This is a genomic window from Streptomyces sp. NBC_00461, assembly GCF_036013935.1.
Taxonomy (GTDB): Bacteria; Actinomycetota; Actinomycetes; order Streptomycetales; family Streptomycetaceae; genus Streptomyces.
In genome coordinates this window covers 3,236,510-3,262,710 of sequence record NZ_CP107902.1, presented here as the reverse complement: position 1 = coordinate 3,262,710, position 26,201 = coordinate 3,236,510, and the positions used below count along the sequence as shown (strand labels likewise).

The 26,201-nt window shown below is 70.7% G+C and carries 25 protein-coding genes and 1 pseudogene; 16 read left to right on the top strand and 10 right to left on the bottom strand.

Going from position 1 to position 26,201, the window contains the following annotated elements; genetic code table 11:
• The first annotated feature begins 217 nt into the window (after positions 1-217).
• From OG870_RS15365 to OG870_RS15345, 5 genes are all read left to right on the top strand, one after another.
• Positions 218-1,363, top strand: coding sequence for a carbohydrate kinase family protein (locus OG870_RS15365; protein ID WP_266514102.1), 1,146 nt, complete (start codon positions 218-220; stop codon positions 1,361-1,363).
• Between the two features lie 176 nt (positions 1,364-1,539).
• A complete protein-coding gene (locus OG870_RS15360) occupies positions 1,540-2,598 on the top strand; it encodes a PhoH family protein (RefSeq protein ID WP_266514099.1) in 1,059 nt (352 codons plus the stop codon).
• Between the two features lie 13 nt (positions 2,599-2,611).
• Positions 2,612-3,109: an rRNA maturation RNase YbeY gene (gene ybeY, locus OG870_RS15355; RefSeq protein WP_266514096.1), complete on the top strand. Its 498-nt coding sequence runs from the start codon at positions 2,612-2,614 to the stop codon at positions 3,107-3,109.
• Positions 3,106-4,413 (top strand): hemolysin family protein, encoded by a 1,308-nt coding sequence (locus OG870_RS15350; RefSeq protein ID WP_266584738.1) that lies wholly within the window; start codon positions 3,106-3,108, stop codon positions 4,411-4,413. The genes ybeY and OG870_RS15350 overlap by 4 nt, the downstream gene beginning before the upstream one ends.
• Positions 4,410-4,769, top strand: a complete 360-nt coding sequence (locus OG870_RS15345) for an MmcQ/YjbR family DNA-binding protein (RefSeq protein WP_266514090.1) — start codon at positions 4,410-4,412, stop codon at positions 4,767-4,769. Before OG870_RS15350 ends, OG870_RS15345 begins: the two co-directional genes overlap by 4 nt.
• On the opposite strand, the gene OG870_RS15340 is transcribed toward OG870_RS15345, so the two are convergent.
• A complete protein-coding gene (locus tag OG870_RS15340) occupies positions 4,731-6,194 on the bottom strand; it encodes an MFS transporter (RefSeq protein WP_327690985.1) in 1,464 nt (487 codons plus the stop codon). The two genes, OG870_RS15345 and OG870_RS15340, sit on opposite strands and share 39 nt — an antisense overlap.
• A 95-nt stretch (positions 6,195-6,289) precedes the next feature.
• On the opposite strand from OG870_RS15340, the gene OG870_RS15335 reads away from it, so the two are divergent.
• The 5 genes from OG870_RS15335 (at position 6,290) to OG870_RS15315 (ending at position 10,883) form a co-directional block, all read left to right on the top strand.
• Positions 6,290-7,186, top strand: a complete 897-nt coding sequence (locus OG870_RS15335) for a helix-turn-helix transcriptional regulator (RefSeq protein ID WP_266514085.1) — start codon at positions 6,290-6,292, stop codon at positions 7,184-7,186.
• A 28-nt stretch (positions 7,187-7,214) separates the two neighbouring features.
• Positions 7,215-7,568 carry a cytidine deaminase gene (locus tag OG870_RS15330; RefSeq protein WP_266514082.1) on the top strand — a complete coding sequence of 118 codons (354 nt, stop codon included), beginning with the start codon at positions 7,215-7,217 and terminating at the stop codon, positions 7,566-7,568.
• A gap of 234 nt (positions 7,569-7,802) precedes the next feature.
• Positions 7,803-8,279 (top strand): hypothetical protein, encoded by a 477-nt coding sequence (locus OG870_RS15325; RefSeq protein ID WP_266514080.1) that lies wholly within the window; start codon positions 7,803-7,805, stop codon positions 8,277-8,279.
• A gap of 208 nt (positions 8,280-8,487) precedes the next feature.
• Positions 8,488-9,804: a beta-xylosidase gene (locus OG870_RS15320; protein ID WP_266514078.1), complete on the top strand. Its 1,317-nt coding sequence runs from the start codon at positions 8,488-8,490 to the stop codon at positions 9,802-9,804.
• 56 nt (positions 9,805-9,860) lie between these two features.
• Complete coding sequence (locus OG870_RS15315; RefSeq protein WP_266584745.1) at positions 9,861-10,883, top strand: WxL protein peptidoglycan domain-containing protein; 1,023 nt, start codon at positions 9,861-9,863, stop codon at positions 10,881-10,883.
• Here OG870_RS15315 and OG870_RS15310 read toward each other — a convergent pair.
• Both OG870_RS15310 and OG870_RS15305 read right to left on the bottom strand, forming a co-directional pair.
• Positions 10,777-11,115 (bottom strand): P-II family nitrogen regulator, encoded by a 339-nt coding sequence (locus tag OG870_RS15310; RefSeq protein WP_266514072.1) that lies wholly within the window; start codon positions 11,113-11,115, stop codon positions 10,777-10,779. The two genes, OG870_RS15315 and OG870_RS15310, sit on opposite strands and share 107 nt — an antisense overlap.
• Positions 11,112-12,434: an ammonium transporter gene (locus tag OG870_RS15305; protein WP_266584749.1), complete on the bottom strand. Its 1,323-nt coding sequence runs from the start codon at positions 12,432-12,434 to the stop codon at positions 11,112-11,114. The genes OG870_RS15310 and OG870_RS15305 overlap by 4 nt, the downstream gene beginning before the upstream one ends.
• 153 nt (positions 12,435-12,587) lie before the next feature.
• On the opposite strand from OG870_RS15305, the gene era reads away from it, so the two are divergent.
• Complete coding sequence (gene era / locus OG870_RS15300; protein ID WP_266514067.1) at positions 12,588-13,556, top strand: GTPase Era; 969 nt, start codon at positions 12,588-12,590, stop codon at positions 13,554-13,556.
• 133 nt (positions 13,557-13,689) lie between these two features.
• Here the strand turns inward: era and OG870_RS15295 are convergent, their stop codons facing one another.
• Positions 13,690-14,550 carry a helix-turn-helix transcriptional regulator gene (locus OG870_RS15295; protein ID WP_327690984.1) on the bottom strand — a complete coding sequence of 287 codons (861 nt, stop codon included), beginning with the start codon at positions 14,548-14,550 and terminating at the stop codon, positions 13,690-13,692.
• Positions 14,551-14,684: 134 nt separating this feature from the next.
• Between OG870_RS15295 and OG870_RS15290 the strand changes: the two genes are divergently transcribed.
• Positions 14,685-15,539, top strand: a complete 855-nt coding sequence (locus OG870_RS15290; RefSeq protein ID WP_266927661.1) for an NAD-dependent epimerase/dehydratase family protein — start codon at positions 14,685-14,687, stop codon at positions 15,537-15,539.
• 3 nt (positions 15,540-15,542) lie between these two features.
• On the opposite strand, the gene OG870_RS15285 is transcribed toward OG870_RS15290, so the two are convergent.
• From OG870_RS15285 to OG870_RS15270, 4 genes are all read right to left on the bottom strand, one after another.
• Complete coding sequence (locus OG870_RS15285; protein ID WP_266924099.1) at positions 15,543-16,832, bottom strand: MFS transporter; 1,290 nt, start codon at positions 16,830-16,832, stop codon at positions 15,543-15,545.
• Positions 16,829-18,151 carry a GH1 family beta-glucosidase gene (locus OG870_RS15280; RefSeq protein WP_266514058.1) on the bottom strand — a complete coding sequence of 441 codons (1,323 nt, stop codon included), beginning with the start codon at positions 18,149-18,151 and terminating at the stop codon, positions 16,829-16,831. The genes OG870_RS15285 and OG870_RS15280 overlap by 4 nt, the downstream gene beginning before the upstream one ends.
• Before the next feature lie 90 nt (positions 18,152-18,241).
• On the bottom strand, positions 18,242-18,508 hold the full coding sequence (locus OG870_RS15275) for a protealysin inhibitor emfourin (protein ID WP_266514056.1): 267 nt from the start codon (positions 18,506-18,508) through the stop codon (positions 18,242-18,244).
• Between the two features lie 21 nt (positions 18,509-18,529).
• Entirely contained in the window at positions 18,530-19,603 is a 1,074-nt protein-coding gene (locus tag OG870_RS15270; protein WP_266924097.1) for a M4 family metallopeptidase, read from the bottom strand.
• Positions 19,604-19,922: 319 nt separating this feature from the next.
• Here OG870_RS15270 and leuA point away from each other — a divergent pair, with 319 nt between their 5' ends.
• The 4 genes and pseudogenes from leuA to OG870_RS15250 all read left to right on the top strand — a co-directional run bounded on the left by leuA (position 19,923) and on the right by OG870_RS15250 (position 24,165).
• Complete coding sequence (gene leuA / locus OG870_RS15265; RefSeq protein ID WP_266514051.1) at positions 19,923-21,644, top strand: 2-isopropylmalate synthase; 1,722 nt, start codon at positions 19,923-19,925, stop codon at positions 21,642-21,644.
• Between the two features lie 185 nt (positions 21,645-21,829).
• On the top strand, positions 21,830-22,525 hold the full coding sequence (locus OG870_RS15260) for a TerB family tellurite resistance protein (protein WP_327690982.1): 696 nt from the start codon (positions 21,830-21,832) through the stop codon (positions 22,523-22,525).
• Between the two features lie 46 nt (positions 22,526-22,571).
• A pseudogene (locus OG870_RS15255) lies at positions 22,572-22,691 on the top strand (TerB family tellurite resistance protein); the annotation flags it as partial.
• Positions 22,692-22,977: 286 nt separating this feature from the next.
• Entirely contained in the window at positions 22,978-24,165 is a 1,188-nt protein-coding gene (locus tag OG870_RS15250) for a sialidase family protein (RefSeq protein ID WP_327690981.1), read from the top strand.
• An 81-nt stretch (positions 24,166-24,246) separates the two neighbouring features.
• Here OG870_RS15250 and OG870_RS15245 read toward each other — a convergent pair whose 3' ends face one another.
• Together OG870_RS15245 and OG870_RS15240 are read right to left on the bottom strand one after the other, a co-directional pair.
• The gene (locus OG870_RS15245) at positions 24,247-25,182 is read right to left on the bottom strand and encodes a dihydrodipicolinate synthase family protein (protein ID WP_266584761.1); all 936 of its coding nucleotides are present in this window, start codon (positions 25,180-25,182) and stop codon (positions 24,247-24,249) included.
• Positions 25,179-26,198 (bottom strand): ABC transporter ATP-binding protein, encoded by a 1,020-nt coding sequence (locus tag OG870_RS15240; RefSeq protein ID WP_327690980.1) that lies wholly within the window; start codon positions 26,196-26,198, stop codon positions 25,179-25,181. The genes OG870_RS15245 and OG870_RS15240 overlap by 4 nt, the downstream gene beginning before the upstream one ends.
• Positions 26,199-26,201: the final 3 nt, after the last annotated feature.

The following is a 26,201-nucleotide window of genomic DNA, read 5'->3' as shown; positions in this document are numbered from 1 at the left end:
GGACGGGCTGGTTTGGGCTTGGACGGCCTCGTCGTCAAACGCCGGACGGGCTGGTTTGGGCTTGGACGGCCTCGTCGTCAAACGCCGGACGGGCTCGTTGCGTCGAGGTCGGCCTGATTCCGCGCCCCCCGGACAGGTGCCCGAGGTGTGAGCTGCCGCGCGTTGTCGGTGGGGTGGTGCACACTGGCCTGATCCGCACCATGCCAGGGAGTGCACCGTGATCGCGCCCACCGGAAAGGGACCGTCACCCGTCACCACGGGACCGAAGTGCCAGGCCGAGTTCGACCCGCTCGCCGTCCTGCGCGCACCGGAGGATCCCCCCTGGGACGTGTACCTCACGGGCACCGTGTTCCTCGACATCATCTTCACCGGGCTCGACTCCGCCCCGGTGCGCGGGACGGAGTCCTGGGCGCGCGGGATGGGGTCGAGCCCCGGCGGCGTCGCCAACATGGCCACCGCACTGGCCCGCCTCGGCCTGAAGACGTCCCTGGCCGCGGCCTTCGGTGACGACCACTACGGCGAGTACTGCTGGGACGCGCTGGAGCAGGGCGAGCACATCGACCTCTCCACCTCCCGCACCGTGCCCGGCTGGCACTCCTCGGTCACCGTCTCCATGGCGTACGAGGGGGAGCGCACGATGGTCTCCCACGGCCACGAGCCGCCCCCGGACGCCCTCTCCCTCCAGGCGGGGGCACCCGACTTCCCTCCCCGCGCGCGTGCCGCCATCGCCTCCCTCACGCCCGGCAAGCGCGCCCCCTGGATCGCCGAGGCCGCAGGCACGGGCGCCCGGATCTTCGCCGACGTCGGCTGGGACGACAGCGGCGCCTGGGACCTGGCGGGCCTGGCCGACCTCGAACACTGCGAGGCGTTCCTGCCGAACGCGGAGGAGGCGATGCGGTACACCGGCGCCGCCAGCCCCAAGGCCGCCGCCCACGCCCTCACCGAACACGTACCGCTCGCGGTGGTCACCCTCGGCGCGGAGGGCGCGTACGCGGTGGACCGGCGCACCGGCGAGACCGCGGAGGTCCCCGCCATCGCCGTGGAGGCCCTCGACCCCACCGGCGCAGGAGACGTGTTCGTCGCGGGCTTCGTCACCGGCACCCTGGCCGGCTGGCCGCTGGCCGACCGACTGGCCTTCGCGGGCCTGACGGCCGCCCTGTCCGTGCAGGAGTTCGGGGGATCGCTGTCGGCGCCGGGCTGGTCGGAGATCGGGGCCTGGTGGCGGAAGGTGCAGTCGGTCGAGGGCCAGGACCCGACGGCACTCAGCCGCTACTCCTTCCTGGAGGCACTCGTACCGGAGGATTCGGCGAGACCGTGGCCGCTGCGGCGGGCGGTGCCGACGATCGGGTTCAGGTCGGTCTGAGCGAGCCTGCCCGGCGCATATCGGTGCAGGTCGGCACATCACGGTGGGTGAAACTGAGGCCGCAGAAAAGGCCTACGGCGTTGTCAGTTCCCCGGCGTACCCTGGAAACCGCCAGGCAGCCCAAGCGGCTTGCGTGTCGTTTCGAGGAGGACGAGCAAGGCCTACAGAGCCGGCCCATGACTCAGACACCCACAGCTCACACCCCCGCGCAGGGGCACGCGAGAGCGCAGTTCACCGTCCCCGCCCAGCACCCCATGGTGACCGTCCTGGGGTCCGGCGACTCCCTTCTGCGCGTGATCGAGAAGGCCTTCCCGGCGGCCGACATCCACGTCCGGGGAAACGAGATCAGCGCGGTCGGCGACGCCGCGGAAGTCGCCCTCATCCAGCGCCTGTTCGACGAGATGATGCTGGTGCTCCGCACCGGACAGCCGATGACGGAGGATGCAGTGGAACGCTCGATCGCCATGCTCAGGGCGAGTGAGAACGGGGAGAGCGACGGCCAGGAAACCCCGGCCGAGGTCCTCACCCAGAACATCCTCTCCTCCCGGGGCCGCACCATCCGGCCCAAGACCCTCAACCAGAAGCGGTACGTCGACGCGATCGACAAGCACACGATCGTCTTCGGCATCGGCCCCGCCGGCACCGGCAAGACGTACCTCGCCATGGCGAAGGCGGTGCAGGCCCTGCAGTCCAAGCAGGTCACCCGCATCATCCTGACCCGCCCCGCGGTGGAGGCCGGCGAGCGCCTCGGCTTCCTCCCCGGCACCCTCTACGAGAAGATCGACCCCTACCTCCGCCCGCTGTACGACGCCCTGCACGACATGCTGGACCCGGACTCGATCCCGAAGCTGATGGCCTCGGGGATCATCGAGGTGGCGCCGCTGGCGTACATGAGGGGCCGTACGCTCAACGACGCCTTCATCATCCTCGACGAGGCCCAGAACACCTCCCCCGAGCAGATGAAGATGTTCCTCACCCGCCTCGGCTTCGAATCGAAGATCGTGATCACGGGTGACGTGACGCAGGTCGACCTGCCCAACGGCACCAAGTCGGGTCTGCGGCAGGTCCAGGAGATCCTGGAGGGCGTCGACGACGTCCACTTCTCCCGCCTGTCGTCGCAGGACGTCGTACGGCACAAGCTGGTCGGCCGTATCGTCGACGCGTACGAGAAGTACGACAGCCAGAACGGTACGGAGAACGGCGCCCACCGGGGCGGCCGGAACAAGCGGAAGTAGACAAGCCAGCACCATGTCGATCGACGTCAACAACGAGTCCGGAACCGAGGTCGACGAGCAGGCGATCCTCGACATCGCCCGCTACGCACTCGCCCGGATGCGCATCCACCCGCTCTCCGAGCTCTCGGTGATCGTCGTGGACGCCGACGGCATGGAGCAGCTGCACATCCAGTGGATGGACCTGCCGGGGCCCACGGACGTCATGTCCTTCCCGATGGACGAACTGCGTCCGCCGACGAAGGACGACGACGAGCCCCCGCAGGGCCTCCTCGGCGACATCGTGCTGTGCCCCGAGGTCGCCAAGAAGCAGGGTGAGGAAGCGCCCACGCGGCACTCCATGGACGAGGAGCTCCAGCTCCTCACCGTCCACGGCGTGCTGCACCTCCTCGGGTACGACCACGAGGAGCCCGACGAGAAGGCCGAGATGTTCGGCCTGCAGGCGGCCATCGTGGACGGCTGGCGCGCGGAGAAGGGCCACACCGGCCCGTCCCCGGCCCCGACCGTCTCATGAGTCCCCAGATCGTCGCGGGTGCGATCGCCCTGGTCGTCGTCGCCTGGCTCGCCGCCTGCGCGGAGGCGGGCCTCGCACGCGTCTCCAGCTTCCGCGCCGAGGAGGCCGTGCGCTCCGGCCGCCGCGGCAGCGCGAAGCTCGCCCGGATCGCCGCCGACCCGACCCGCTATCTGAACGTCGCGCTGCTGGTCCGCGTCGCCTGCGAGATGGCGGCCGCGGCCCTGGTGACCTACGCCTGCCTGCAGGAGTTCAACGGCACCACGCGTGCCCTGCTGGCCGCAATCGGCGTCATGGTCCTGGTGTCGTACGTCGCCGTCGGCGTCTCCCCGCGCACCATCGGCCGCCAGCACCCGCTGAACACGGCGACCGCCGCGGCGTACGTACTCGTGCCCCTGGCCAGGGTCATGGGCCCGATCCCGAACCTCCTCATCCTGATCGGTAACGCGCTCACCCCCGGCAAGGGCTTCCGCCGCGGCCCCTTCGCCTCCGAGGCGGAGCTGCGCGCACTGGTCGACCTCGCGGAGAAGGAGTCGCTGATCGAGGACGAGGAGCGCCGCATGGTGCACTCGGTCTTCGAACTCGGCGACACCCTCGTACGGGAGGTCATGGTGCCGCGGACCGACCTGATCGCCATCGAGCGGTACAAGACGATCCGTCAGGCCCTCACCCTCGCGCTGCGTTCGGGCTTCTCCCGGATCCCCGTCACCGGGGAGAGCGAGGACGATGTCGTCGGGATCGTGTATCTGAAGGACCTGGCCCGCAAGACGCACATCAGCCGGGACGCCGAGAGCGAGCTGGTCTCGACGGCCATGCGGCCCGCCGCCTTCGTGCCCGACACCAAGAACGCCGGCGACCTGCTGCGCGAGATGCAGCAGGACCGCAACCACGTCGCCGTCGTCATCGACGAGTACGGCGGCACGGCCGGCATCGTCACCATCGAGGACATCCTTGAGGAGATCGTCGGCGAGATCACCGACGAGTACGACCGTGAACTCCCGCCGGTCGAGGACCTCGGCGACGACCGCTACCGCGTCACCGCCCGCCTCGACATCACCGACCTGGGCGAGCTGTACGGCCTCGACGAGTACGACGACGAGGATGTGGAGACCGTCGGCGGTCTGCTCGCGAAGGCCCTGGGCCGGGTGCCCATCGCGCAGGCCTCGTCGGTCGTGGAGCTGCCCGACGGACGTGAGCTGCGGCTGACGGCGGAGTCCGCGGCCGGCCGACGCAACAAGATCGTGACCGTGCTGGTGGAGCCCATGGGCCCGGCCGGCGCGTCGGGGGAGGAGGCGAAGGAGGAGTGAGCCCGGAGGAACTGCGCGGCTTGTGCCTGTCCTTCAACGCCGCGGTGGAGGACTTCCCGTTCACCCCGGAGACCTCGGTCTTCAAGGTGCTGGGCAAGATGTTCGCCCTGAGCCGGCTGGACGCCCGCCCGCTCACCGTCAACCTCAAGTGCGACCCCGAGGACGCGGGCCGGCTGCGCGCCGACCACCCCGGCCTGATCATCCCCGGGTACCACATGAACAAGCGCCACTGGAACACCGTCACCGTCGACGGCGAACTCCCGGACCGGCTGGTCCAGGAGCTCGTCGAGGACTCGTACGACCTGGTGGTGGCCGGTCTACCGCGCGCCGACCGGCTCCGCCTCGACCGCCCCTGAGGCGTTCGTTCCCGAGGCCTTGCGTTCCCGCAGGCCGAGCCCGACCAGCGCGGCGGCCGCGAGCACGACCGCCGCGTCGATCGCCAGCACCGTGTGGACCCCCGACAGCAGGTCGTCCGACGTCGTGGCCAGGACGCCGAGGAGCGGGATGCCTACGGTGATGCCGACCTGCTGGGTCGAGGTGACCAGTCCGGTGGCCAGGCCCTGCTCCTCGTCCGGGACGCCGGACGTGACGGTCAGGCCGTACGAGATGATCGCGCCCAGGTGGCACATGCTGGCCAGCGAGACGGCGGCCGTGGCGAGCCAGACCGACCAGGTGTGGGCGTTCAGCCCGAGCAGCGCCGCGATGAGGGCGCCCTGCCCGGCGAGCGAGGCGACCAGCGTGCGGCCGGCGCCGAGGCGGCCGATGACCTTCGGGGTGTACGTGCCCGCGACCGCCGACAGGACGCCCTGGAAGCCGAAGACCAGACCCGTCTCGAAGGCCGACAGGCGCAGCACCTCCTGCAGGTACAGCGTCAGGACGAAGATGACCGTCGACATCATCGAGAAGGTGACCAGTCCGCCCAGGTTGCCCCAGGCCACCGTGCGGCGGCGCAGCATCGGCAGGGACACCAGGGGGGCCGCCGTGCGCGACTCGACGAAGACGAACGCGGCGAGCAGCAGCAGTCCGGCGGGCAGGGTCGTGATGACGTCGGCGCGGGCGAAGCCGTGGTCGGCGGCCGTCGACAGGGAGTAGATGAGGGACAGCAGGCCGGCGGTGACCGTGATCGCGCCGGGCACGTCCAGGCGCGGGCGCTCAGGGGTGCGGGACTCGGGCAGCAGGCCGGGGGCCAGCGGCAGCACGATCAGGGCGAACACCGTGAGCAGGCCCATCGTGGAGCGCCAGCCGAAGGCGTCGGTGAGGACGCCGCCGGCCACCATGCCGACGGTGAAGCCGAGGGAGAGCAGGGTGCCCGAGATGCCGAGGGCGCGGGCGCGGGCGGGGCCTTCGGGGAAGGTCGTGGTCAGCAGCGACATGCCGGTCGGGACGATCGCCGCCGCGCCGAGGCCCTGCAGTGCGCGGCCGGTGAGGAAGGACGCCGGGTCCCAGGCGAAGGTCGCAAGCAGCGAGGCCGCGCCGAAGAGGGCGAGTCCGGCGAGGAACAGCCTGCGCCGGCCGTAGAGGTCGCCGATCCGGCCGAACAGGAGCAGGAAGCCGCCGGAGGGCAGTGCGAACGCGGTGACCGCCCACTGCAGGGCGGACCGGCTCATGCCCAGGTCGTCTCCGAGGACGGGCAGCGCCACGTTCAGGACGGAGAAGTCCAGGGCGACCATGAACTGGGCCGCGCACAGGACGAAGAGGACGAGTTTGTCGCGCGTCGACAGCCGGGGGTTGTCGAGCGGTTCGGTGGTGGTGGTTCCGGTCGGGGTGGTGTCGATCGCCATGGGCAAGAGACTGCGGGCGTCGGAATAGGCGTGGGGAGCCGGAGGTTGTGCTGGTGGTGGCACCACCAGGCAGAGCAGACGGGGGAGTCGGGCACGTGGCGGAGGTCGTCGAGACAGCGGCGGGCAAGGCGCATCGACTGCGGGAGCTGCGCGAGTTCCTGATGAGCCGGCGGGCACGGGTCTCCCCGGCCCAGGCAGGCCTGCCGGACGGCGGGGCGCGACGGCGCACGCCCGGGTTGCGGCGCGAGGAGGTCGCGGTGCTCGCCGGGGTCGGCGCGTCCTGGTACCAGTGGCTTGAGCAGGGACGGGACATCTCCGTCTCCCCGCAGGTCCTGGACTCGGTGGCGCGGGTGCTGCGGCTGAGCAGCGCCGAGCGGCGGCATCTGTACCGGTTGGCCGGGTTGAACCCGCCGGCGCCGGAGGCCGAGCCGGGCGGGTCGGACGGGCAGGACATGCATGCGGGGCTGCGGCGGCTGATCGACACCTGGATGCCGTATCCGGCGCACATCATGGACGCGTACTTCAACTGCGTGCTGTACAACGACGCGGCCTCTACCGTGCTGGGCATGCGGCCGGACAACACGCAGAACTGCTTGGTCGACTTCTTCATGGACCCGCTGTACCGGTCGCGGTCCACGAGCTGGGAGGGCAACGCTCGTACGGTCGTCGCGCAGTTCCGGGCCGCGAGCGCCACCCGGCCCGCCGACGAAGGTTTTCAGACGTTGCTGGCACAGCTGACCGAGTCGAGTGCCGAGTTCGCCGCGTTGTGGGCACAACGGGACATCGAGGACGCCGGACAGATCCGCAAGGAGCTGGAGCATCCGCTGGTCGGGCTGCTGGTCGTGGAGTCGACGGCGATGCGGGTGCCGGCCCGGCCCGATCTGACGATCGTGCTCCACACCCCGCTCGACGAGGCGAACACGGCGGCGAAGCTGGAGTGGCTGGCCTCTCCCGAGGCCCGGCGCGGCACGATGTACCCCGTGGCGGGATAGCCGCCGTGGTGGTCCGTATGCTCGGCTCATGACCGACAGCAGTGCGCTTGATCCCGAGGACCGCAAGATCGTCATCTTGGCTCGTTCCGCGCGGGCCCGCAACGGCGTGCCCGAGGGTGCGGCCGTACGGGACGAGACCGGACGTACGTACGTCGCGGGGAGCGTCGATCTTCCGTCGCTGAAGCTGAGCGCGCTGCGGACGGCGGTCGCCATGGCGGTGGCCTCGGGGGCGAAGTCCCTGGAAGCGGCGGCCGTGGTGACCGAGGCCGAGTCGGCTTCGGACGAGGACCGGGCGGCCGTACGGGACCTCGGCGGGGACCGGACCCCGGTGCTCGTGGCCGGCCCCGACGGCACCGTCCGGAGCACCCTCACGGCAGGCTGAAAACCGGCCGCTTCAGAGTCGTCCGGAATTCGTCCTTGCCGTTCCTCCATCCCGCGGGCATCAATGGAACCGGTAGTTCCGACGGACCGTCAGATTCAGCCGTCAGATCCCAACCGCCAGATCCACCCCCCACGCACACGGCGTACCGCACCACGCCTTTTGACGGTCTGCGCGGACCTCTCCCATCCATCCCCACATGGCAGTTCCCAGCTTCGGGAAGGGAGCCGGATCCCCATGAGAGCCAAACGATTGACCACAGGTGCGGCCATGGCGGTGGGGGCCCTCGCGGCCGCCTCGCTCGCGTTCGCCCCCAGCGCGCTCGCCGTCACCCCGCAGTCGGCGACGATCACCGCCGACTGCGGAAGCTTCGGTGGCGGAGACGCCACGCTCACGGCCACCCAGGACGGCACGTCGGCCACCCTGACCCTCACGTCGTCCGCGATCACCGCTCCGATCGCCCTGTCGGCGGACTCGATCTCCTCCACGCTGACCCTGGTCAACGCCAGTGGCGGCACCACCGCCTTCAGCGGTACCAAGAACCCGGCGATGGCCGCCGGCGACCCCGTCACCGTCGGTCCGCTCAACGGCACCGTGGCCTCCGGCGACAGCCTGGAAGCCTATGGCGGCTCGCTGCAGATGACCGTCTTCGGCATCACCATCACCTGCACGGCCACCGGGCCGCAGTCACCGGGACCGTTCGTGTTCGACTGATCCGCGGTCGACTGATCCGCGGTCGGCTGATCCACAGTCGACTGATCCGTGGTCATTGATGGTCGGCGATCAATTGATGGCTCGTCAGTTGTTGCTACTCGCACAGGAACTGACGGGCCATCAGTTCATTTCGACATCTCCATTGACTTCTCACGCGATCCCCACATCAATGCCCCCAGTGAGCACAGAAGAAGAGGGGGCAACACCCATGGGTTCGCTGAACCGAAGACGCCGCTGGGCGTCGCTGCTCGGCGCGACCGCTCTCGCGGTCTCCGCGGGCGCGGCGCTGGCCTGTCCGGCCGGCGCCGCCACGAACGTGGACTTCGCCACGCACTGCATTCCGCCCGCCGTCGCGGGCATCCCGCCGATCGACGGCACGACCACCGCCAACGTCGCGGTGGACAACGCCAGTCCGAAGGTCGGTGACACCGTCACCGTCACCTACACCGTCGTCAAGCCGGCCGCCAGCAACCCCACCGCGATCGCCCTGCCGGCCGACATCATGACGCCCACCGGCAAGGTCACCCTCGGTGGCGCGCAGACGGGGAACGTGACGGTCGCCGGACCGAAGAAGAACGACCCGGTGCCGGGCAACGGCGCCTTCCCGTCGTTCTCCATGACCGGCACCTTCAAGGTCACCGCGCCCGGCTCGATCACGCTCTCGCCCGGCGACTACAACATCCACACCAGCTACATCCTTGAGCTGGACACCCCGTGCACGGTGACCAACCCGCCCGCGCCGGTCTCCGCGACCGTCACCGCGACGGACGCCAATCCCACCAACAACCGTGCCATCTCGCTGGGTTCGGCCTCCGGGAACGTCGGTGCCGGTGTCACCGTCACCGGCAGCAACTTCACGCCCGGCGCGACCGTCACCCTCGCCGGGCGCTCCGGGGACACCCAGACCGCGGACACGGCGACCGCCACCGCCGCCGCCAACGGCTCCTTCACCGGCTCCCTCGTCGTCAACGACAAGACGACGACGGGTGTGGTCGCGTACGAGGGCAGCGCGTGGAGCGCCGGCAAGGGCGCCGGGCCCGCCGCCTACGTCGTCAACGACACCACCCCTGTCCCCGACGGCAGCCAGAAGCTGACGGCCACGGTGAAGGCCGGCACGCTGTCCATGTCCCAGGCCGGTGACTCCGTCGCCCTGTCCGCGGTCGACTTCGGCAAGGGCGGGGCCTCGACCGGCGCCCTGAACAGCGTCACCGTGAAGGACTTCCGCGGCGGGCCCGCGGGCTGGTCCCTCACGGGCAAGGTCACCGACTTCACCGGTCCCGGCGCCAAGATCGATGCCGGGAAGCTGAGCTGGACACCCGCCTGTGCCACCAAGGCGGGCAGTCCGAGCACCTGTCAGGCCGGTTCGGCGGGCGCGGTGGGCGGTTCGGGCGCGACCCTGGCGTCCACCCCCAACGGCACGCTCACCGGCGGTGAGTTCACGGCCGGCGCCAACCTCTCCCTGGACGTACCGGCGTTCACGCCTCCGGGTTCGTACGCCGGCGTGCTCACCCTCACCCTCACCTGACCGCACGGGCGCCCGCACCCGCCCGTCCACCTCGTCCCACGCGGGGGTCCGCACCCATGCGCAAGCTGTACGTCCTCCTCCTGAGCCTCCTCCCGGCCCTGTTCCTCACCGGCCTGACCGCGCCCGCGCACGCCGCCGACAACGGCAGCTGGTCCGTCTACCCGGCCTCCTCGAAGGTCGCCGCGCGCCCGTACTTCTATCTCTCCGCCGACCCCGGGACGACCATCGAGGACAAGGTGGTCGTCGCCAACAAGACCGGGCAGCCGCTGACCTTCCGGTTGTATGCCGCCGACGCCTACAACACCGCGCGGGACGGCGGGTTCGCGGTGCGGACGGTCAAGGAGAAGCAGCGGGGGGTGGGCGCCTGGGCGAAGCCCGCGACGTCACGCGTGACCGTCCCGGCGCACGGCAAGGTCACCGTGCCGTTCACGCTCCGCGTCCCCGAGGGCGCCGAACCCGGCGACCACCCCGGCGCGTTGGTGGCGCTCGACGAACGGATCGACAAGGGCGGGGGCTCACTCGCGCTCGGCGTGCAGCGTGCCGTCGGCGCCCGCGTCCACCTCCGCGTCGGCGGCCCGACCCTCCCCGCGATCGACGTGGAGAACGTCCACCTCATCCACCACCAGCCCCTCGTCCCCGGCCTGGGCGACAGCACGGCGATGATCTCCTACACCCTCCACAACACCGGGAACGTCACCCTCAACCCCAAGGTGGAGCTGCGCGCGGAGGGACTGTTCGGCCGTACGCTGCTGGACCGCGACCTGTCCCGCGTCCCCGCCGAACTGCTGCCCGGCCAGCGCGTACAGCTCACCGAGCCGTGGCGCGGCGCGCCCCAACTCGACTGGGGCGACGTCAGGTTGACGGCGAGCGCGCAGGACACGCGGGAGTCGGCGAGCGCGTCGTTCTTCGCGCTGCCGTGGGTGGCGACGGTGATCCTGCTGGTGGTTACCTTCGTGGGAGTCGTGCTCGCGGTCAGAGCGCGTCGGGGCCGCGCTCGCCCGTCCGAACCCGTACGACCGTCTCGACCGGCACTGCCCACACCTTCCCGTCCCCGATCTTCCCCGTCTGTGCGGCCTTGACGATCGCGTCGATCACGGCCTCCGAGTCCGCGTCCTCGACGACGACCTCGATGCGCACCTTGGGGACGAGGTCGACCTGGTACTCGGCGCCGCGGTACACCTCCGTGTGACCGCGCTGCCGGCCGTACCCGCTGGCCTCGGTCACGGTCAGGCCGTGCACACCGAGTTCCTGGAGGGCGGTCTTCACCTCGTCGAGGCGGTACGGCTTGACGATCGCGGTGATGAGCTTCATGTGTGGCTCTTGACCTTCTGCGCGGGGGAGACGAGGGAGGACGAGACCGGGGCGCCGTGGCCCAGGACGCCGTGATCGTATGCGGTCTCGGCATGCACCGTAAGGTCCAGGCCGGTGTGCTCCTCCTCCTCGCTCGCGCGAAAGCCCATCGCCTTGTCGAGCAGCTTGCCGATGCCGTACGTGACGAGGAAGGCGTACGCCGCCACGGCGACCACGGCCACCAGCTGCTTGCCGAGCTGGGCGAGCCCGCCGCCGTAGAGGAGACCCTCGGGGCCGTCCGTCATCTCCTTCACGGCGAAGACGCCGATGAGCAGGGTGCCGATGATCCCGCCGACCAGGTGGACGCCGACGACGTCGAGTGAGTCGTCGTAGTTGAGCTTGAACTTCCAGCCCACCGCGTACGAGCAGACGACACCCGCGGCGAGGCCGACGACCAGGGCACCGAGCAGGGAGACCGAGCCGCAGGAGGGGGTGATGGCGACCAGGCCCGCGACCGCGCCGGACGCGGCGCCCAGGGTGGTGGGATGCCCGTCGCGCCGCTGCTCGACGAAGAGCCAGCCGAGCAGGCCGGTGCAGCCGGCGGCGAGGGTGTTGAGGAAGGCCGCGGCGGCCAGTCCGTTCGCCCCGAGGGCCGAGCCGGCGTTGAAGCCGAACCAGCCGAACCAGAGGAGGCCGGCGCCCAGCATCACCATCGGGAGGTTGTGCGGACGCATCGCGTCCTTCTTGAAGCCGAGGCGCGGACCGAGGACCAGGCAGAGGGCCAGGCCCGAGGCGCCCGAGGTGATCTCCACCGGCAGGCCGCCGGCGAAGTCGAGGGCGCCGAGCCGGCTTGCGATCCAGCCGTCGGGGCCCCACACCCAGTGGGCGACGGGAACGTATACGAGCAGCGCCCAGACGGGCACGAAGACCAGCCAGGCGGAGAACTTCACCCGGTCCGCGACCGCGCCGCTGATCAGGGCCGCCGTGATGATCGCGAAGGTGAGCTGGAAGGTGGCGAAGAGGAGGGTGGGGACGGTGCTGTGCACGCTGTCGGGGCCGAGGTCCGCCATCCCGGCCTGCTTCAGCCCTCCGATGAGCCCGCCGCCGACGTCGTCGCCGAAGGCGAGGGAGTACCCGCCCGCCAGCCACACCACCGTGACCAGGGCGATCGACACGAAGCTCATCATCAGCATGTTGAGGACGCTCTTCGTGCGGACCATGCCGCCGTAGAAGAGGGCCAGGCCCGGGGTCATCAGCAGGACGAGGGCGGTGGCGGCGAGCAGCCAGGCGGTGTCGCCCGTGTCGATCTGCGCGGTGGCGAGGGTCACGGTCGTCTCCATCGAGGTGGGGGCTCGTCAGAGCGTCACCGGCGTGCGTTTCCGGTTGTGCACGGGTGTGTTTCCGTGGTGTTTCGTTGCGTGGAGGTTTCCTGAAGCTCACGGTGGGGGCGGCGGTCGCTCGGTTGTACGGCGGTGCTCTGTGGATCAGGGAGAATGGGCCCCATGAGCGTTCGCAGTCAGTCATCCGGGCCGTCGGAATCGTCGGAAGCCGGCCACAGGTCGGGCTTCGCCTGTTTCGTCGGTCGCCCCAACGCGGGCAAGTCCACCCTCACGAACGCTCTGGTCGGGCAGAAGGTGGCGATCACCGCGGACCAGCCGCAGACGACGCGGCACACGGTGCGGGGGATCGTGCACCGGGAGGACGCCCAGCTGATCCTGGTCGACACCCCGGGGCTGCACAAGCCGCGCACGCTGCTCGGTGAGCGGTTGAACGACATCGTGCGGACCACCTGGGCCGAGGTCGACGTGATCGGCTTCTGTCTCCCGGCGAACGAGAAGCTCGGCCCGGGTGACCGTTTCATCGCGAAGGAACTGGCGTCCATCAAGAAGACGCCGAAGATCGCGATCGTCACGAAGACGGACCTGGTGGACTCGAAGACCCTGGCCGAGCAGCTGATCGCGATCGACCTGCTCGGCAAGGAGCTGGGGTTCGAGTGGGCGGAGATCGTGCCGGTGTCGGCCGTCGCCGACCAGCAGGTGGATCTGCTCGCCGACCTGATCGTGCCGCTCCTGCCGGAGGGGCCGGCGCTCTACCCCGAGGGTGATCTCACCGACGAGCCCGAGCAGGTCATGATCGCGGAACTGATCCGCGAGGCCGCGCTGGAGGGCGTCCGCGACGAGCTCCCGCACTCCATCGCTGTCGTCGTCGAGGAGATGCTCCCGCGCGAGGACCGCCCCGCCGACAAGCCTCTGCTCGACATCCACGCCTTCGTGTACATCGAGCGCCCCAGCCAGAAGGGCATCATCATCGGGCCGAAGGGGCAGCGGCTCAAGCAGGTCGGGATCAAGTCCCGTAAGCAGATCGAGGCGTTGCTCGGTACGCCGGTGTTCCTGGACCTCCATGTGAAGGTCGCGAAGGACTGGCAGCGGGATCCTCGGCAGCTGCGGAAGCTGGGCTTCTGACCTCTGTCCCTGACTCCTGTTCCTGACTCCTGTTCCTGACTCCTGTCCCTGGGGGCTGCGCCCCCAGACCCCGCTTTCGGCCTGAACGGCCTCGTCCTCAAACGCCGGACGGGCTGGACGTTTGAGTCCCTCGTCAGGAGTCCTGGCCCGCTGGGGCCGGGGACATGTCCTGGAGGCCCACCACCCGCAGCAACTGCAGGCGTTCGTACGACTCCGTGCCCGGGCGGGCCGTGTGGATGACGAGTTGCTGATTGTGGTCGGAGTTGACGAGGACCTCGCAGTCCAGCTCCAGCAGGCCCACCACAGGGTGCAGGAAGCGTTTCGTCGAGGCGCGGCGTACCGCCACCTCGTGTTCCTCCCAGAGATGGGCGAACTCCTCGCTCCCGGTGCGTAGTTCGGCGACGAGCGCGGCGGGCTCCGGGTCCGTGGGGCGGGCCGACGTCACCGCCCGCAGCGCGGCCACCTGCTCGCGGGCGCGCTCCGGGCGGTCCTCGGCCGGGAACAGGCCCTGGGCCGTCGGGTCCAGGAAGAAGCGGCGGAGCATGTTGCGCCCGCGGGGCGGCCGGGCGAGGACGTCTCCGCTCAGTGCCCGCGACATCGCGTTCTGGGTCAGGACCTCGCCGCAGTCGGTCACCACCATCGCCGGGGTGTCATGCAGCCGGTCCAGCACCAGGAGCAGGCCCGGACGCACATGCGTGCTCGTCGTCTCCCGGCGCGGCGGCTCCTCGCCCGCGAGGCGGAAGAGATGATCGCGCTCGTCCTCCGTCAGGCGCAGCGCGCGGGCCAGCGCGGCGAGCATCTGGCGGGACGGACGCGGGCCCCGGGACTGTTCCAGCCGTGTGTAGTAGTCCACGGACATGCCGGCCAGCTGGGCCACCTCCTCACGGCGCAGACCCGGCGTACGACGGCGGGCGCCGGCCGTGAGGCCCACGTCGGAGGGGTCCAGACGGGCACGGCCGTGGCGCAGGAAGTCGGCTAGTTCGGCTCGGTTCACCTCTCCAGGGTGCGGGAGGCCGCGCCGCTTATCCAGGGACTGCCGATCCCCTGATCAGCAGGTCTCTCCCGGTTCCCGCCGCGTCCGCCGAGACTGGTCGTCGAGGACGGACGAGAACTGGTGAGGAGCACATGATGCTGACACTCGTGACCGGGACGACGGGACAGGTCGGACGGCGGTTCGCGCCGAGGCTGCTGGCTCAGCGGCAGCCGGGCGAGCAGGTGCGGGTCCTGGTGCGGGACGCCGCCCGCGGTGAGCGGTTCGCGGAACTGGGCGCCCAGGTGGCCGTAGGGGACATGCGGGACGAGGAGACGCTCGGCAAGGCGCTCGCCGGGGTGGACGCCGTCGTGAACGTCGCCGCCTCCTTCCGCGGCGTGCCGGACGAGGAGGCGTGGGCCGTCAACCGGGACGCCGCGGTGGCACTGGGCCGGGCCGCACAGGCCTCAGGCGTGAAGCGGTTCGTGCAGGTCAGCACGGGCAACGTGTACGGCGTGGGACGGGGCCGCCCGCTGACCGAGGAGGACGAGAGCCGGGCCGGCGGCGAGATGTGGGGTGCGTACGCCGAGTCCAAGGCCGAGGCCGAGCGGGAACTGCTCGCGATGGAGGGCCTGGACGTACGTGTCGGACGGCTTCCGTTCGTCTACGGCGAGGGCGACCCGCACCTCGCCGACTCCCTGCGCTGGGCCGCGCACTGGGCCCCGCACAAGCGGCTGCAGATGGCCCATCACGCGGACGTCGCCCAGGGCCTGATGCGGCTGCTGTACGCGCCGGGCATCGGCGGCCGGATCTACAACGTCGCCGACGACGCCCCCGTCACGACGGTCGAGCTGTACCAGCTCAACGGCGTCGAGGTGCCCGCCGCCCTGCACGAGCTGACGGATCCCGACCCGTGGTTCGGGATCATGTCCAACCGCCGGATCCGCCGGGAGCTCGGCTTCAGGCCCCTCTATCCGAGCGTCTGGACGGCCCGGGACGCAGGAGCCCTGTGACGGTCACTCCACGCCCCTGATCCGCCCCACCAGCACCGCCCCCGCCAGCCCGATCACGGCCGCCACCAGGTACAGCATCCGGTAGCCGCCCAGGTACGTCACGATCGGCGCGGCGAGGGCGGGCGCCGCCACCTGCGGCAGGGCATTGGCCACGTTGATCACGCCCAGGTCCTTGCCGCGGTCCAGGGCCTTCGGCAGTACGTCCGTCATCAGCGCGAAGTCGACCGACGTGAACACTCCGAAGCCGACCCCGAGCACCGCCGCCGCGACGATCGCGCCCGGCCAGGTCTGCCAGCCCGCCAGCGCCGCCGTCGCCACCGCCATCAGCACGCCCGACCAGATCACGAACGGTTTGCGGCGTCCCAGCCGGTCCGACCACACCCCGCCCACGACGACCGTGGCGAGCAGCGTCAGGCCGTTGACCGCCGTCAGGATCAGCACGCCCTCGTCGGGGTCGTCGTAGTGGAGGCGGTCGCGCAGGTAGTACAGCAGGTAGAGCAGGACGAGCGCGTTGCTGAGGTTGATCAGGAGGCGGGTCAGCCACGCCCAGCCCAGGTCCGGATACCGGCGCGGGCTCAGCCAGAACCCGGCCAGAAAGCCCCGCCACGACCACGCCGGCCGGTCTTCCGGCGACAGCCGCAGATCCTCGTACCGGATGACGTACGGCAGCACGCCCACCACCGTGAACACCGCGCACGCCGCATATCCGGCCCCGACGCCCCCGGCCACCGTCGCGAGCCCCGTCCCGGCTACCACCCCGAGGATCTGCGCGGCCCCCAACCAGCCGCCCACCGAGCCCCGTTGGAGCCGCGGCACCCGATCCGGCACCGCCGCCGTCACCGCCGCGAACGCCGCGTTCAGCGTCAGCTGGACCAGACACCAGCCCGCCGCCATCGTCCACACACCGCCCGCGCCCGCGAGCAGCAGCAACGACAGCGCGCCGCCCGCCGCCCCGGCCACGATCCACGGCGTACGGCGGCCCCGGCGCGCCGTCGTCCGGTCGGAGAGCGCGCCGAAGAGCGGGTTGGCGACCAGCGAGACCAGGGCGCCCGCGCCGGTCACCCACGCCAGCATCGTCTCCTTGGACATGCCGGAGCCCGGGGCGAAGTCCTTGGCCTGCGAGGCCAGCAGGATCTGCAGGGGGCCGTACCAGCCCACCCAGATCGCCCCGTTGGCGAGCGAGAGGAACGCCGTCCAGCCCCGCCCGACGCGTTCGACGGGCTCGGCCAGGGGGTTCGGGATGCCCGAGGTGTCAGAGGTGCTTGAGCTGTCCGACGGCCGGGTGTTGGTCATCTCTGCGCCCGCAGCATGTCCCGGAACCAGCCGTACGAGGCCTTCGGGGTCCGCCGCTGCGTCTCGAAGTCCACGTGCACCAGACCGAACCGGCGCTCGTACCCCTCCGCCCACTCGAAGTTGTCGAGCAGCGACCACACGAAGTAGCCGCGCACGTCGACGCCCGCCTCCAACGCCCGGTGCAGGGCCCGGACATGGGCGTCCAGGTAGGCGATCCGGTCCTGGTCGTCGGTCCCGTCGTAACTGCAGCCGTTCTCGGTGATGACGACGGGCGGCAGCCGGTCGCCGTAGCGGTCGCGGAAGGTGGTGAGCAGTTCCGTCAGGCCCTCGGGTACGACGGGCCAGCCGAAGTCCGTCACCGGAACTCCCTCGATCTGCCGTACCGAGAAGGGGAGTTCGGCCGGAATCGTCAGACCGCCGAACTCGATGTCCTCGCCCTGCGGGGCGCCCACCCGGGTCGGCGCGTAGTAGTTGACGCCGTACCAGTCGAGGGGTTCCGCGATGATCTTCAGGTCGGCCTCGACATCACCCGGCATCAACTCGCCCAGCCCCTCCGGGTACCGGCCGAGCAGCAGCGGGTCGGCGAACAGGCGGTTCAGCAGCAGGTCGTAGAACCCCGCCGCCTCCACGTCCGCCGGCTCCTCGGACGCCGGCCAGGTCGGCCCGTGCGAGTTGGCGATCCCGATGTCCGTGGCGCCGGACGCGCGCAGCGCGCGAACGGCCAGACCGTGGGCCAGCAGCTGGTGGTGGGCGACGGGGAGCGCGTCGAACATCAGCTGCCTGCCCGGCGCGTGGGCCCCCAGCGCGTGCCCCAGCAGCGTGTGCTCGGCGGGCTCGTTGATGGTGATCCACTTCTGCACGCGGTCGCCCAGCCGCTCCGCCACCACCGACACGTACTCCGCGAACCGCTCGGCCGTGTCGCGCTCCAGCCAGTCCATTCCCTGAGGGAGGTCCCAGTGGAAGAGCGTCGGCGCCGGACGCACGCCGGCGGCGCACAGCTCGTCGACGAGGCGGTCGTAGAAGTCCAGGCCGCCCGCGGAGCGCACCCTGGGCCAGGAGACCGAGAAGCGGTACGCGTCCACGCCCAGGCCGGCGAGGAGGGCCACGTCCTCGCGGTAGCGGTGGTAGTGGTCGCAGGCCACCGCCGCGGTCGAGCCGTCCTTCACCCGGCCCGGCTCGGCCGTGAAGGCGTCCCACACGGACGGTTCGCGTTCGTCGGCCGCGCCCTCGATCTGGTGTGCCGAGGTCGACACACCCCAGAGGAATCCGGCCGGGAACTGAGGAATCGGGTTCGCCGCACGCAGCGGATCAGTCGCCATGCGCGGATCATCCTTACCGCCGGTAAGGGAAGTCAACGCCCGCGCATGAACGACCTGTTGGGGCCCGTGTGGAACACAGGCCCCAACGGCTCACGCCCCTTCCTTCAGCACCCTGGAGATCAGCCTCCGCTGTTCGTCCGTCAGCCGGGGATCCGCCGCGTAGAACGTCTTGCCGTCCACCGTGATCTCGTAGCTGAACCCGTCCGGAACCCCGATGGGCGGTGTGCCCCGGCCCCCGGCCACGGCCTGTTCGGCCAGCGCCTGCCACTCGTGTGCGTCGGGCAGCCCCGAGGTGTCCACCTCGGCGTGCCGTTCGATGCCCGCGAAACCGCCCGTGCGCCTCACTCGAATACGCATGGGACTGTGTCTAGTACGGAACTACGAGCTGCGCACCCCGACCTGTTCCCAGGCCTTCAGGACCGCCTGCAGTTCCTCGCCCTCGTTGAAGCGGGCCTTGGCCGCCGCGACCGTGAGGTTCGCGAAGTCCGCGAACAGGGCGTCCTTCTTCAGTTCGCCGCCGGTCAGGACGTCGTACCAGATCTGTCCGGCCTTCTCCCAGGCGTGCCCGCCGAGGGCGCTGGCGGCCAGGTAGAAGGCGTGGTTGGGGATGCCCGAGTTGATGTGGACGCCGCCGTTGTCGCGGCCGGTGCGGACGAAGTCGTCCATGGTGCCCGGCTGCGGGTCCTTGCCGAGGACGTCGTCGTCGTACGCCGTGCCCGGTTCCTTCATGGAGCGCAGCGCCTTGCCCGTGACGCGCGGCGCGAGGAGGCCCGCGCCGATCAGCCAGTCGGCCTCGGCGGCGGTCTGGCCGAGCGTGTACTGCTTGATCAGCGAGCCGAAGACGTCGGACAGGGACTCGTTGAGGGCGCCGGGCTGGCCGAAGTAGGTGAGGTTGGCCGTGTACTGCGTGACGCCGTGCGTGAGTTCGTGGCCGATGACGTCGATCGGGATGGTGAAGTCGAGGAAGATCTCGCCGTCACCGTCGCCGAACACCATCTGCTCGCCGTTCCAGAAGGCGTTGTTGTAGTCGTGGTCGAAGTGGACCGTCGCGTCGAGCGGCAGGCCGTTGCCGTCGATCGAGTAGCGCTCGTAGGCCTTCAGATACAGCTCGAAGGTGGCACCGAGGCCCGCGTAGGCACGGTTGACGGTCGCGTCCTTGCCGGGGTCCTCGCCCTCGGAGCGGACCTTGCGGCCCGGTAGGTCGGTGCCGTGCCGGGCGTCGTAGATCGTGCGGTGCGGCTTGTCGGGAGCCGCTCCGGCGGGCGGGGCGACGGTCGGAGCGCCGATGACCGTGGTCAGCCGGCGGTGGGTGCGCTCGTAGGCGTCGCGCTCCAGGGTCTTGCGCGCGGCGTTCGCGAGCGCGGGGTCCTCGTGCTGGGCCAGCTTGTCGAGGACATGAGGCGGCACGACGGTGCAGAAGACGGGCTCGAAGCCCCCGTTGGTCTTCGTCATGCCCGGAACCCTTGCACTGGGTTATGTCCGTGTCACTACCCGCAACCATGATTGGTGAAATATGGGGACAGGAACGCCCACGCTCCGTGACGAAGTGGTATGGCGCACTTTTTGTCCCCAATGTCTTTCGGGTCCCGCATACTGATACGGCGCCCCGCGTCCGAAGGGGCTCGGCTAGCATGCGGAGCATCATGCGTTTCGGGCTGCTTCTTCTTAGCTGCCGCGGCGAGGGCCTGTAGTCCAGGTCGACTCCCTCCCCGCGGAGCTTCGCGTTGCGTCGTCGGCCGTCCTTCCGGACATCCTGAGGAGCCCCGCAATCATGGCGAACCGCCAGCAGCCCAGCACCATGCCGATCCACAAGTACGGCCAGTACGAGCAGGTCGCCATTCCCGACCGCTCCTGGCCCGAGCAGCGGATCACCTCCGCGCCCCGCTGGCTCTCCACCGACCTGCGTGACGGCAACCAGTCCCTGATCGACCCGATGTCGCCCGAGCGCAAGCGGCGGATGTTCGACCAGCTGGTCAAGATGGGCTACAAGGAGATCGAGGTCGGCTTCCCGGCGTCGGGACAGACGGACTTCGACTTCGTACGGTCGATCATCGAGGAACCGGGCGCCATCCCCGACGACGTCACGATCTCCGTGCTGACCCAGGCCCGCGAGGACCTGATCGAGCGGACGGTGGAGTCCGTGAAGGGCGCCAGGCGCGCCACGGTCCACCTGTACAACGCCACCGCCCCGGTCTTCCGCCGGGTCGTCTTCCGCGGCTCCAAGGACGACATCAAGCAGATCGCCGTCGACGGCACCCGGCTGGTCATGGAGTACGCCGAGAAGCTGCTGGGCCCGGAGACGGAGTTCGGCTACCAGTACAGCCCCGAGATCTTCACGGACACCGAGCTGGACTTCGCGCTGGAGGTCTGCGAGGCGGTCATGGACGTCTGGCAGCCCGGCCCGGGCCGCGAGATCATCCTCAACCTGCCCGCCACGGTGGAGCGTTCGACCCCCTCCACGCACGCGGACCGCTTCGAGTGGATGGGCCGCAACCTGACCCGCCGCGAGCACGTCGTCCTGTCGATCCACCCGCACAACGACCGCGGTACGGCCGTCGCCGCCGCCGAGCTGGCGCTGATGGCCGGCGCCGACCGCGTCGAGGGCTGCCTGTTCGGCCAGGGCGAGCGCACCGGCAACGTCGACCTGGTCACGCTGGGAATGAACCTCTTCTCCCAGGGCGTCGACCCGCAGATCGACTTCTCCGACATCGACGAGATCCGTCGCGTGTGGGAGTACTGCAACCAGATGGAGGTCCACCCGCGCCACCCGTACGTGGGCGACCTGGTCTACACGTCCTTCTCCGGCTCCCACCAGGACGCCATCAAGAAGGGCTTCGACGCGATGGAGGCCGACGCGGCCGCCAAGGGCGTCACCGTCGACGACATCGAGTGGGCGGTCCCGTACCTGCCGATCGACCCGAAGGACGTCGGCCGCTCCTACGAGGCCGTCATCCGCGTCAACTCGCAGTCCGGCAAGGGCGGCATCGCGTACGTCCTGAAGAACGACCACAAGCTGGACCTGCCCCGCCGGATGCAGATCGAGTTCTCCAGGATCATCCAGGCCAAGACGGACGCCGAGGGCGGCGAGGTCACCGGCTCCGACATCTGGGCGGTCTTCCAGGACGAGTACCTGCCGAACCCGGAGAACGCCTGGGGCCGCATCCAGGTCCGCAACGGCCAGTCGACGACCGACACCGACGGCGTGGACACCCTCAAGGTCGACGCCACGGTCGACGGCGTCGACACCGTCCTGACCGGCTCCGGCAACGGTCCGATCTCGGCCTTCTTCGACGCCCTGCAGTCCGTCGGCATCGACGTACGCCTGCTGGACTACCAGGAACACACGATGAGCGAGGGCGCCTCCGCTCAGGCCGCCTCCTACATCGAATGCGCGATCGACGACAAGGTTCTGTGGGGAATCGGCATCGACGCGAACACGACGCGTGCGTCACTCAAGGCGGTCGTCTCCGCGGTGAACCGCGCGGCCCGCTGACGCCTCTGACCGGCCATTTCGGGGCCCTGATCGTCGTATACGACGATCAGGGCCCCGTCGGTTATCGGCCACCCGTCCGTGGAGGTCACGGAAAGGTCTCGTCCAGGGTGCTGACTACGCCTCACTGATGTGGCTAACATCACGGACACCGCTGCGATGTTGCCGCGGTGTTAAGGAGGTGCGACGTGCTGCCAGTACGGGGACCCATCGGCCGAGCGGCCAGGCCTGCGCGCTTCCTGGGCACACGCACCGCGTGGACGCCCGTCGGGGACGGCGAGTTCTTCTGCCCCGGCTGCGGAGGCGACCGCAACTACCAGCGCCTGACCGGCCACCGGCGCTTCGTCCTCTTGGGTGTGCCCGTGCTGCCGCGCGGCGAGACCGCGCCGGTCGTGGAGTGCGCCGCCTGCCGCCGCCACTTCGGCACCGACGTCCTGGACCACCCCACCACCACCCGCTTCTCCGCGATGCTCCGCGACGCCGTCCACACGGTCGCCCTTGCGGTGCTCGCCGCGGGCGGCACCTGTTCGCGCACGGCCCTGGAGGCCGCGGCCGGCACGGTCAGAGCGGCCGGCTTCGACGACTGCACCGAGGACCAGTTGAACGCGCTCGTCGAGGCGCTGGCCGCGGACACCGGCCGGGTCTACGGCGAGTCCTGCGGCGCCGGACTCGCCATAGAGCTGCACGAGGCCCTGGACCCACTGGCCCCGCACCTCGCCCCCGTGGGCCGCGAGGCGATCCTGCTGCAGGGCGCCCGCATCGCCCTCGCCGACGGCCCCTACACCCCGGCCGAGCGCGACGCCCTGTCCACTGTCGGCGCCGCCCTCACCATCTGCTCGGACGACGTGACCCGCCTGCTGGCGGCGGCGCGTACGCCGTCCTGAGCCGCCTGTCGCCCGCGCCGTTGCTTCCGGCGGAGTAACGGCGCCGTTGACCGACGGGCCCCGCACCCCGGCCGAGCGCGACGCCGTGAGCACTGTCGGCGCCGCGCTCACCATCTGCTCGGACGACGTGACCCGCCTGCTGGCGGCGGCGCGTACGCCGTCCTGAGCCGCCTGTCGCCCGCGCCGTTACCCCCGTCGGAGTAACGGCGCCGCCGGGCCGGCCGCCCACGGCAGTACCCACGGCGCGGCTGATCGAGCGGTTCCCGCACAGCTCGTCCACGCCCGGGACGGGGCTCAACAACGCGGAGGTCGGTGAGGTGTTGGGGGCTGAGTCCGCTGACGCCATGACCCATGTCAGCCGGACCGCGGGGAAGCCGGGGGCGCGCGGCCGAGCCGAGCCGGGTCATCGTCGCCCACGAGTCGGAACCGGGGAGTCCGGGAACCATCCGACGGTGACCATCCTGAGCCGCACCCTCCTCGCCGCCACCGTGCTCCTCACCCCGCTCACCGCCCTCGCCCCGGCCGCCGCGGCCACCGGCTGCACATCCTCCGTCCCGTACGTGTCGGGCGAGGGCGGCTACGACACCTACCGCATCCCGGCGACGGTCACGACCGGCCGGGGCACGGTCCTCGCCTTCGCCGAGGGCCGTCGCGGCGGCGCGGGCGACACCGGACACATCGACGTCGTCCTCAGACGCTCCGGTGACGGAGGCTGCACCTGGGGCCCGCTGCGGGTGGTCTCGGCCGGGAACGGGAACACCCGGGGCAACCCGGCACCCGTCCTCGACCCGCACACCGGCGCGGTCGTCCTCGTCACCTCCTACAACAGCGGGGCCGTCACCGAGGCGCAGATCATGCGGGGCGAGGTCACCGCGGAGGACAGCCGGCGGGTCTTCGTGCAGCGCAGCTGGGACGACGGGCGGCACTTCACCGCGCCGCGGGACATCACGGCGGAGGTGAAGCCGCCGAACTGGCGGTGGTACGCGACGGGACCGGGCCACGCGGTCGCGCTGACCCGTGGGCGGCACGCCGGCCGGCTGGTCGTCCCCGCCAACCACTCCGTGGCCCCGCCCGCCGGATCCTCCGACACCGGCCAGGAGGCCCGCTACTACGGCGCGCACGCCATCTACAGCGACGACGGCGGGCGCAGCTGGCGGATGGGCTTCGTCGATGACTCCTACGACGGTGCGGACAACGCCAACGAGTCCACTGCCGCTCAACTCTCCGACGGCAGGCTGTACTTCAGTGCGCGGGACCAGAACGGCACGAGTGTCGGCAACCGGCTCGACACGTACTCCAGCGACGGCGGGGAGTCTCTCGACCGCCCGTACGAGGTGCAGCCCACCCTGAACGACGTGCCGGTGGTCGAGGGCAGCGTCCTCCAACTCGACGGTATGGACGCCCCGTTGCTCTTCTCCGGACCGTCCGTGCCGACCGCCCGCCGGGCGATGGCGATCTGGCGCAGCACGGACGCCGGCGCGACCTTCACCAAGGCGCTGACCCTCTCGCAGCAGCCGGCCGGGTACTGCGACCTTGTCCAGGTCCGGCGGAGCACGGTCGGCATCCTGTACGAGACGGGTGCGTCGGGCCCGTACGAGACGATCGAGTTCCGCCGCGTGCCGACAGCGGACCTGCCGTGAGATCTTCGGCCTGAACGGCGGGGTCCGGGGGCTGGCCCCCGGTACGGGACGGGTAGGGGCGGCGGGGGCGAGGGAAGGAAGTCAGAGCAGGCCCGCCGTCGCCAGGTACTTGCCCACCTGTTCCACCTCCGCCGGTGACAGCGGTACCTGGGGCTCCGCCGTCGCCGGGCAGTCGATGATCCCCCGCAGATGCAGCGCCGCCTTGAAGGCGCCCAGCGCCGACGAACTGCCGCCCATGCGGGTCGCGTCCCCGACGGACACCAGGCCGAACAGGGCGCACAGCCGCTCCTGTTCGGCCCGCGCCCGCTCCCAGTCGCCGTCCCGGCACAGGCGGTCGAGGCGGACGTAGCCGTGCGGGTCGACGTTGGCGAGGCCCGGCACCGCCCCGTCGGCGCCCAGCGCGAGCGCCGAGTCGACGACCAGCTCCGAGCCGGTCAGCACGCTGAAACCGGTGATGTCGGACCGGGTGCGGGCGCCCGTGACGACCTCGCGGAAGGCGGACAGGTCACCACTGGAGTCCTTGAGGCCGGCGAGCACGCCCTCGGCGGCCAGTTCCAGCACCACGTCCGCGGGCAGCTTGGTGTGGACGGCGACCGGAATGTCGTACGCCACCACCGGCACCGGCGACGCGGCCGCGATCAGCCGGAAGTGCCGGGCCATCTCGGCGGGGTGGGTGCGCGTGTAGAACGGCGCCGTCACCACCACCGCGTCCGCGCCCGCCGCCGTCACCGACGCCACATGGTCCAGCACCCTCGGCGTCGTCATGTCGATCGCCCCTGCCAGCACCGGGAGTTGGCCTCCCACATGGGCGGCCACCGACTCCACCACCAGCCTCCGCTGCCCGTCGCGCAGATACGCCGCCTCCGACGACGAACCCAGCACGAACAGCGCGTGCACCCCGCCCGCCACCAGATGGTCGACCAGCCCGAGCAGGGAGGGGACGTCCACCTCGCGGTCCGGTGTCAGGGGCGTGCAGACGGGCGGGACGACACCGGTCAGCGGGGCGGGGAAGGTCATGGGTGCTCCGTGGGGTGGTTCTGACGTACGAGGTCGCGGGTCGACTCGTCCTCCTGCACAGGATGGTGGCAGCGGAAACGGTGAGTTCGGGTCGACGCGTCCGAAAAGTCCGGCATTCTCGCCGCGCACGCGTCGTCCGCCTTCCAGCAGCGGGTGCGGAAGGGGCAGCCGCTGGGCGGATGCGTCGCCGAAGGGACGGGCCCGGTCAGCGGGATGGGGTCGATGGGGTCCAGCAGGCCGGGGGTCGCCGAGAACAGGGCCCGGGTGTACGGGTGGCGGGCACGGTCGCTCACCTCGGCGGCCGGGGACTCCTCGACGATCCGGCCGAGGTACATGGTGATCACACGGTCGCTCATCCGCCGGACCGTCTGGATGTCGTGCGAGACGAAGACCAGGGCCAGACCCAGGCGTTCCTTCAGGTCCAGGAGGAGGTTGAGGATCTGGGCGCGGACCGAGACGTCCAGTGCGCTCGTCGGCTCGTCCGCCACCACCAGGCGGGGGTCCAGCGCCAACGCCCGTGCGATGGCGACGCGCTGGCGCTGCCCGCCGGACAGTTGTCCGGGCAGGGCGTCGATGAGGGCGCGGGGGAGACCCACGAGGGACATCAACTCCCTTACGCGTTCCTCGCGTTGGGTCCTCGAACCGCGGTCGTGCACGTCCAGCGGGTCCCGCAGGATCTGCCGTACCGGCAGGCGGCGGTTCAGGGCCGTCGACGGGTCCTGGAAGATCATGCCGGTGCTGCCGCCGACGGCCGCCCGGCGCTCGGCGGGCGTCATCGACCACAGGTCGCGGCCCTGGAAGGACACCGTGCCGTACGTCGGCCGCACCACGCCCACCAGTACCTTCGCCAGCGTCGACTTGCCGCACCCGGACTCGCCGACGACGCCGACCGTCTCGCCGGGCGCGACGGTGAGATCGGCGCCGGTCAGGGCGTACACCTTGTCCCGCGTGAACAGGCCGCCGCTGCGCGCCTTGTGCACGACGTGGGCGTCGGACAGTTCGATGATCGCGTTCACGTC

Excerpts from the sequence above, each read along its gene's own strand:
- OG870_RS15360 (WP_266514099.1), top strand. The coding sequence starts at position 1,540 with ATGACTCAGACACCCACAGCTCACACCCCCGCGCAGGGGCACGCGAGA.
- ybeY (WP_266514096.1), top strand. The coding sequence starts at position 2,612 with ATGTCGATCGACGTCAACAACGAGTCCGGAACCGAGGTCGACGAGCAG.
- OG870_RS15350 (WP_266584738.1), top strand. The coding sequence starts at position 3,106 with ATGAGTCCCCAGATCGTCGCGGGTGCGATCGCCCTGGTCGTCGTCGCC.
- OG870_RS15340 (WP_327690985.1), bottom strand. The coding sequence starts at position 6,194 with ATGGCGATCGACACCACCCCGACCGGAACCACCACCACCGAACCGCTC.
- OG870_RS15330 (WP_266514082.1), top strand. The coding sequence starts at position 7,215 with ATGACCGACAGCAGTGCGCTTGATCCCGAGGACCGCAAGATCGTCATC.
- OG870_RS15325 (WP_266514080.1), top strand. The coding sequence starts at position 7,803 with ATGAGAGCCAAACGATTGACCACAGGTGCGGCCATGGCGGTGGGGGCC.
- OG870_RS15320 (WP_266514078.1), top strand. The coding sequence starts at position 8,488 with ATGGGTTCGCTGAACCGAAGACGCCGCTGGGCGTCGCTGCTCGGCGCG.
- OG870_RS15315 (WP_266584745.1), top strand. The coding sequence starts at position 9,861 with ATGCGCAAGCTGTACGTCCTCCTCCTGAGCCTCCTCCCGGCCCTGTTC.
- OG870_RS15310 (WP_266514072.1), bottom strand. The coding sequence starts at position 11,115 with ATGAAGCTCATCACCGCGATCGTCAAGCCGTACCGCCTCGACGAGGTG.
- OG870_RS15305 (WP_266584749.1), bottom strand. The coding sequence starts at position 12,434 with ATGGAGACGACCGTGACCCTCGCCACCGCGCAGATCGACACGGGCGAC.
- era (WP_266514067.1), top strand. The coding sequence starts at position 12,588 with ATGGGCCCCATGAGCGTTCGCAGTCAGTCATCCGGGCCGTCGGAATCG.
- OG870_RS15290 (WP_266927661.1), top strand. The coding sequence starts at position 14,685 with ATGCTGACACTCGTGACCGGGACGACGGGACAGGTCGGACGGCGGTTC.
- OG870_RS15285 (WP_266924099.1), bottom strand. The coding sequence starts at position 16,832 with ATGACCAACACCCGGCCGTCGGACAGCTCAAGCACCTCTGACACCTCG.
- OG870_RS15280 (WP_266514058.1), bottom strand. The coding sequence starts at position 18,151 with ATGGCGACTGATCCGCTGCGTGCGGCGAACCCGATTCCTCAGTTCCCG.
- OG870_RS15275 (WP_266514056.1), bottom strand. The coding sequence starts at position 18,508 with ATGCGTATTCGAGTGAGGCGCACGGGCGGTTTCGCGGGCATCGAACGG.
- OG870_RS15270 (WP_266924097.1), bottom strand. The coding sequence starts at position 19,603 with ATGACGAAGACCAACGGGGGCTTCGAGCCCGTCTTCTGCACCGTCGTG.
- leuA (WP_266514051.1), top strand. The coding sequence starts at position 19,923 with ATGGCGAACCGCCAGCAGCCCAGCACCATGCCGATCCACAAGTACGGC.
- OG870_RS15245 (WP_266584761.1), bottom strand. The coding sequence starts at position 25,182 with ATGACCTTCCCCGCCCCGCTGACCGGTGTCGTCCCGCCCGTCTGCACG.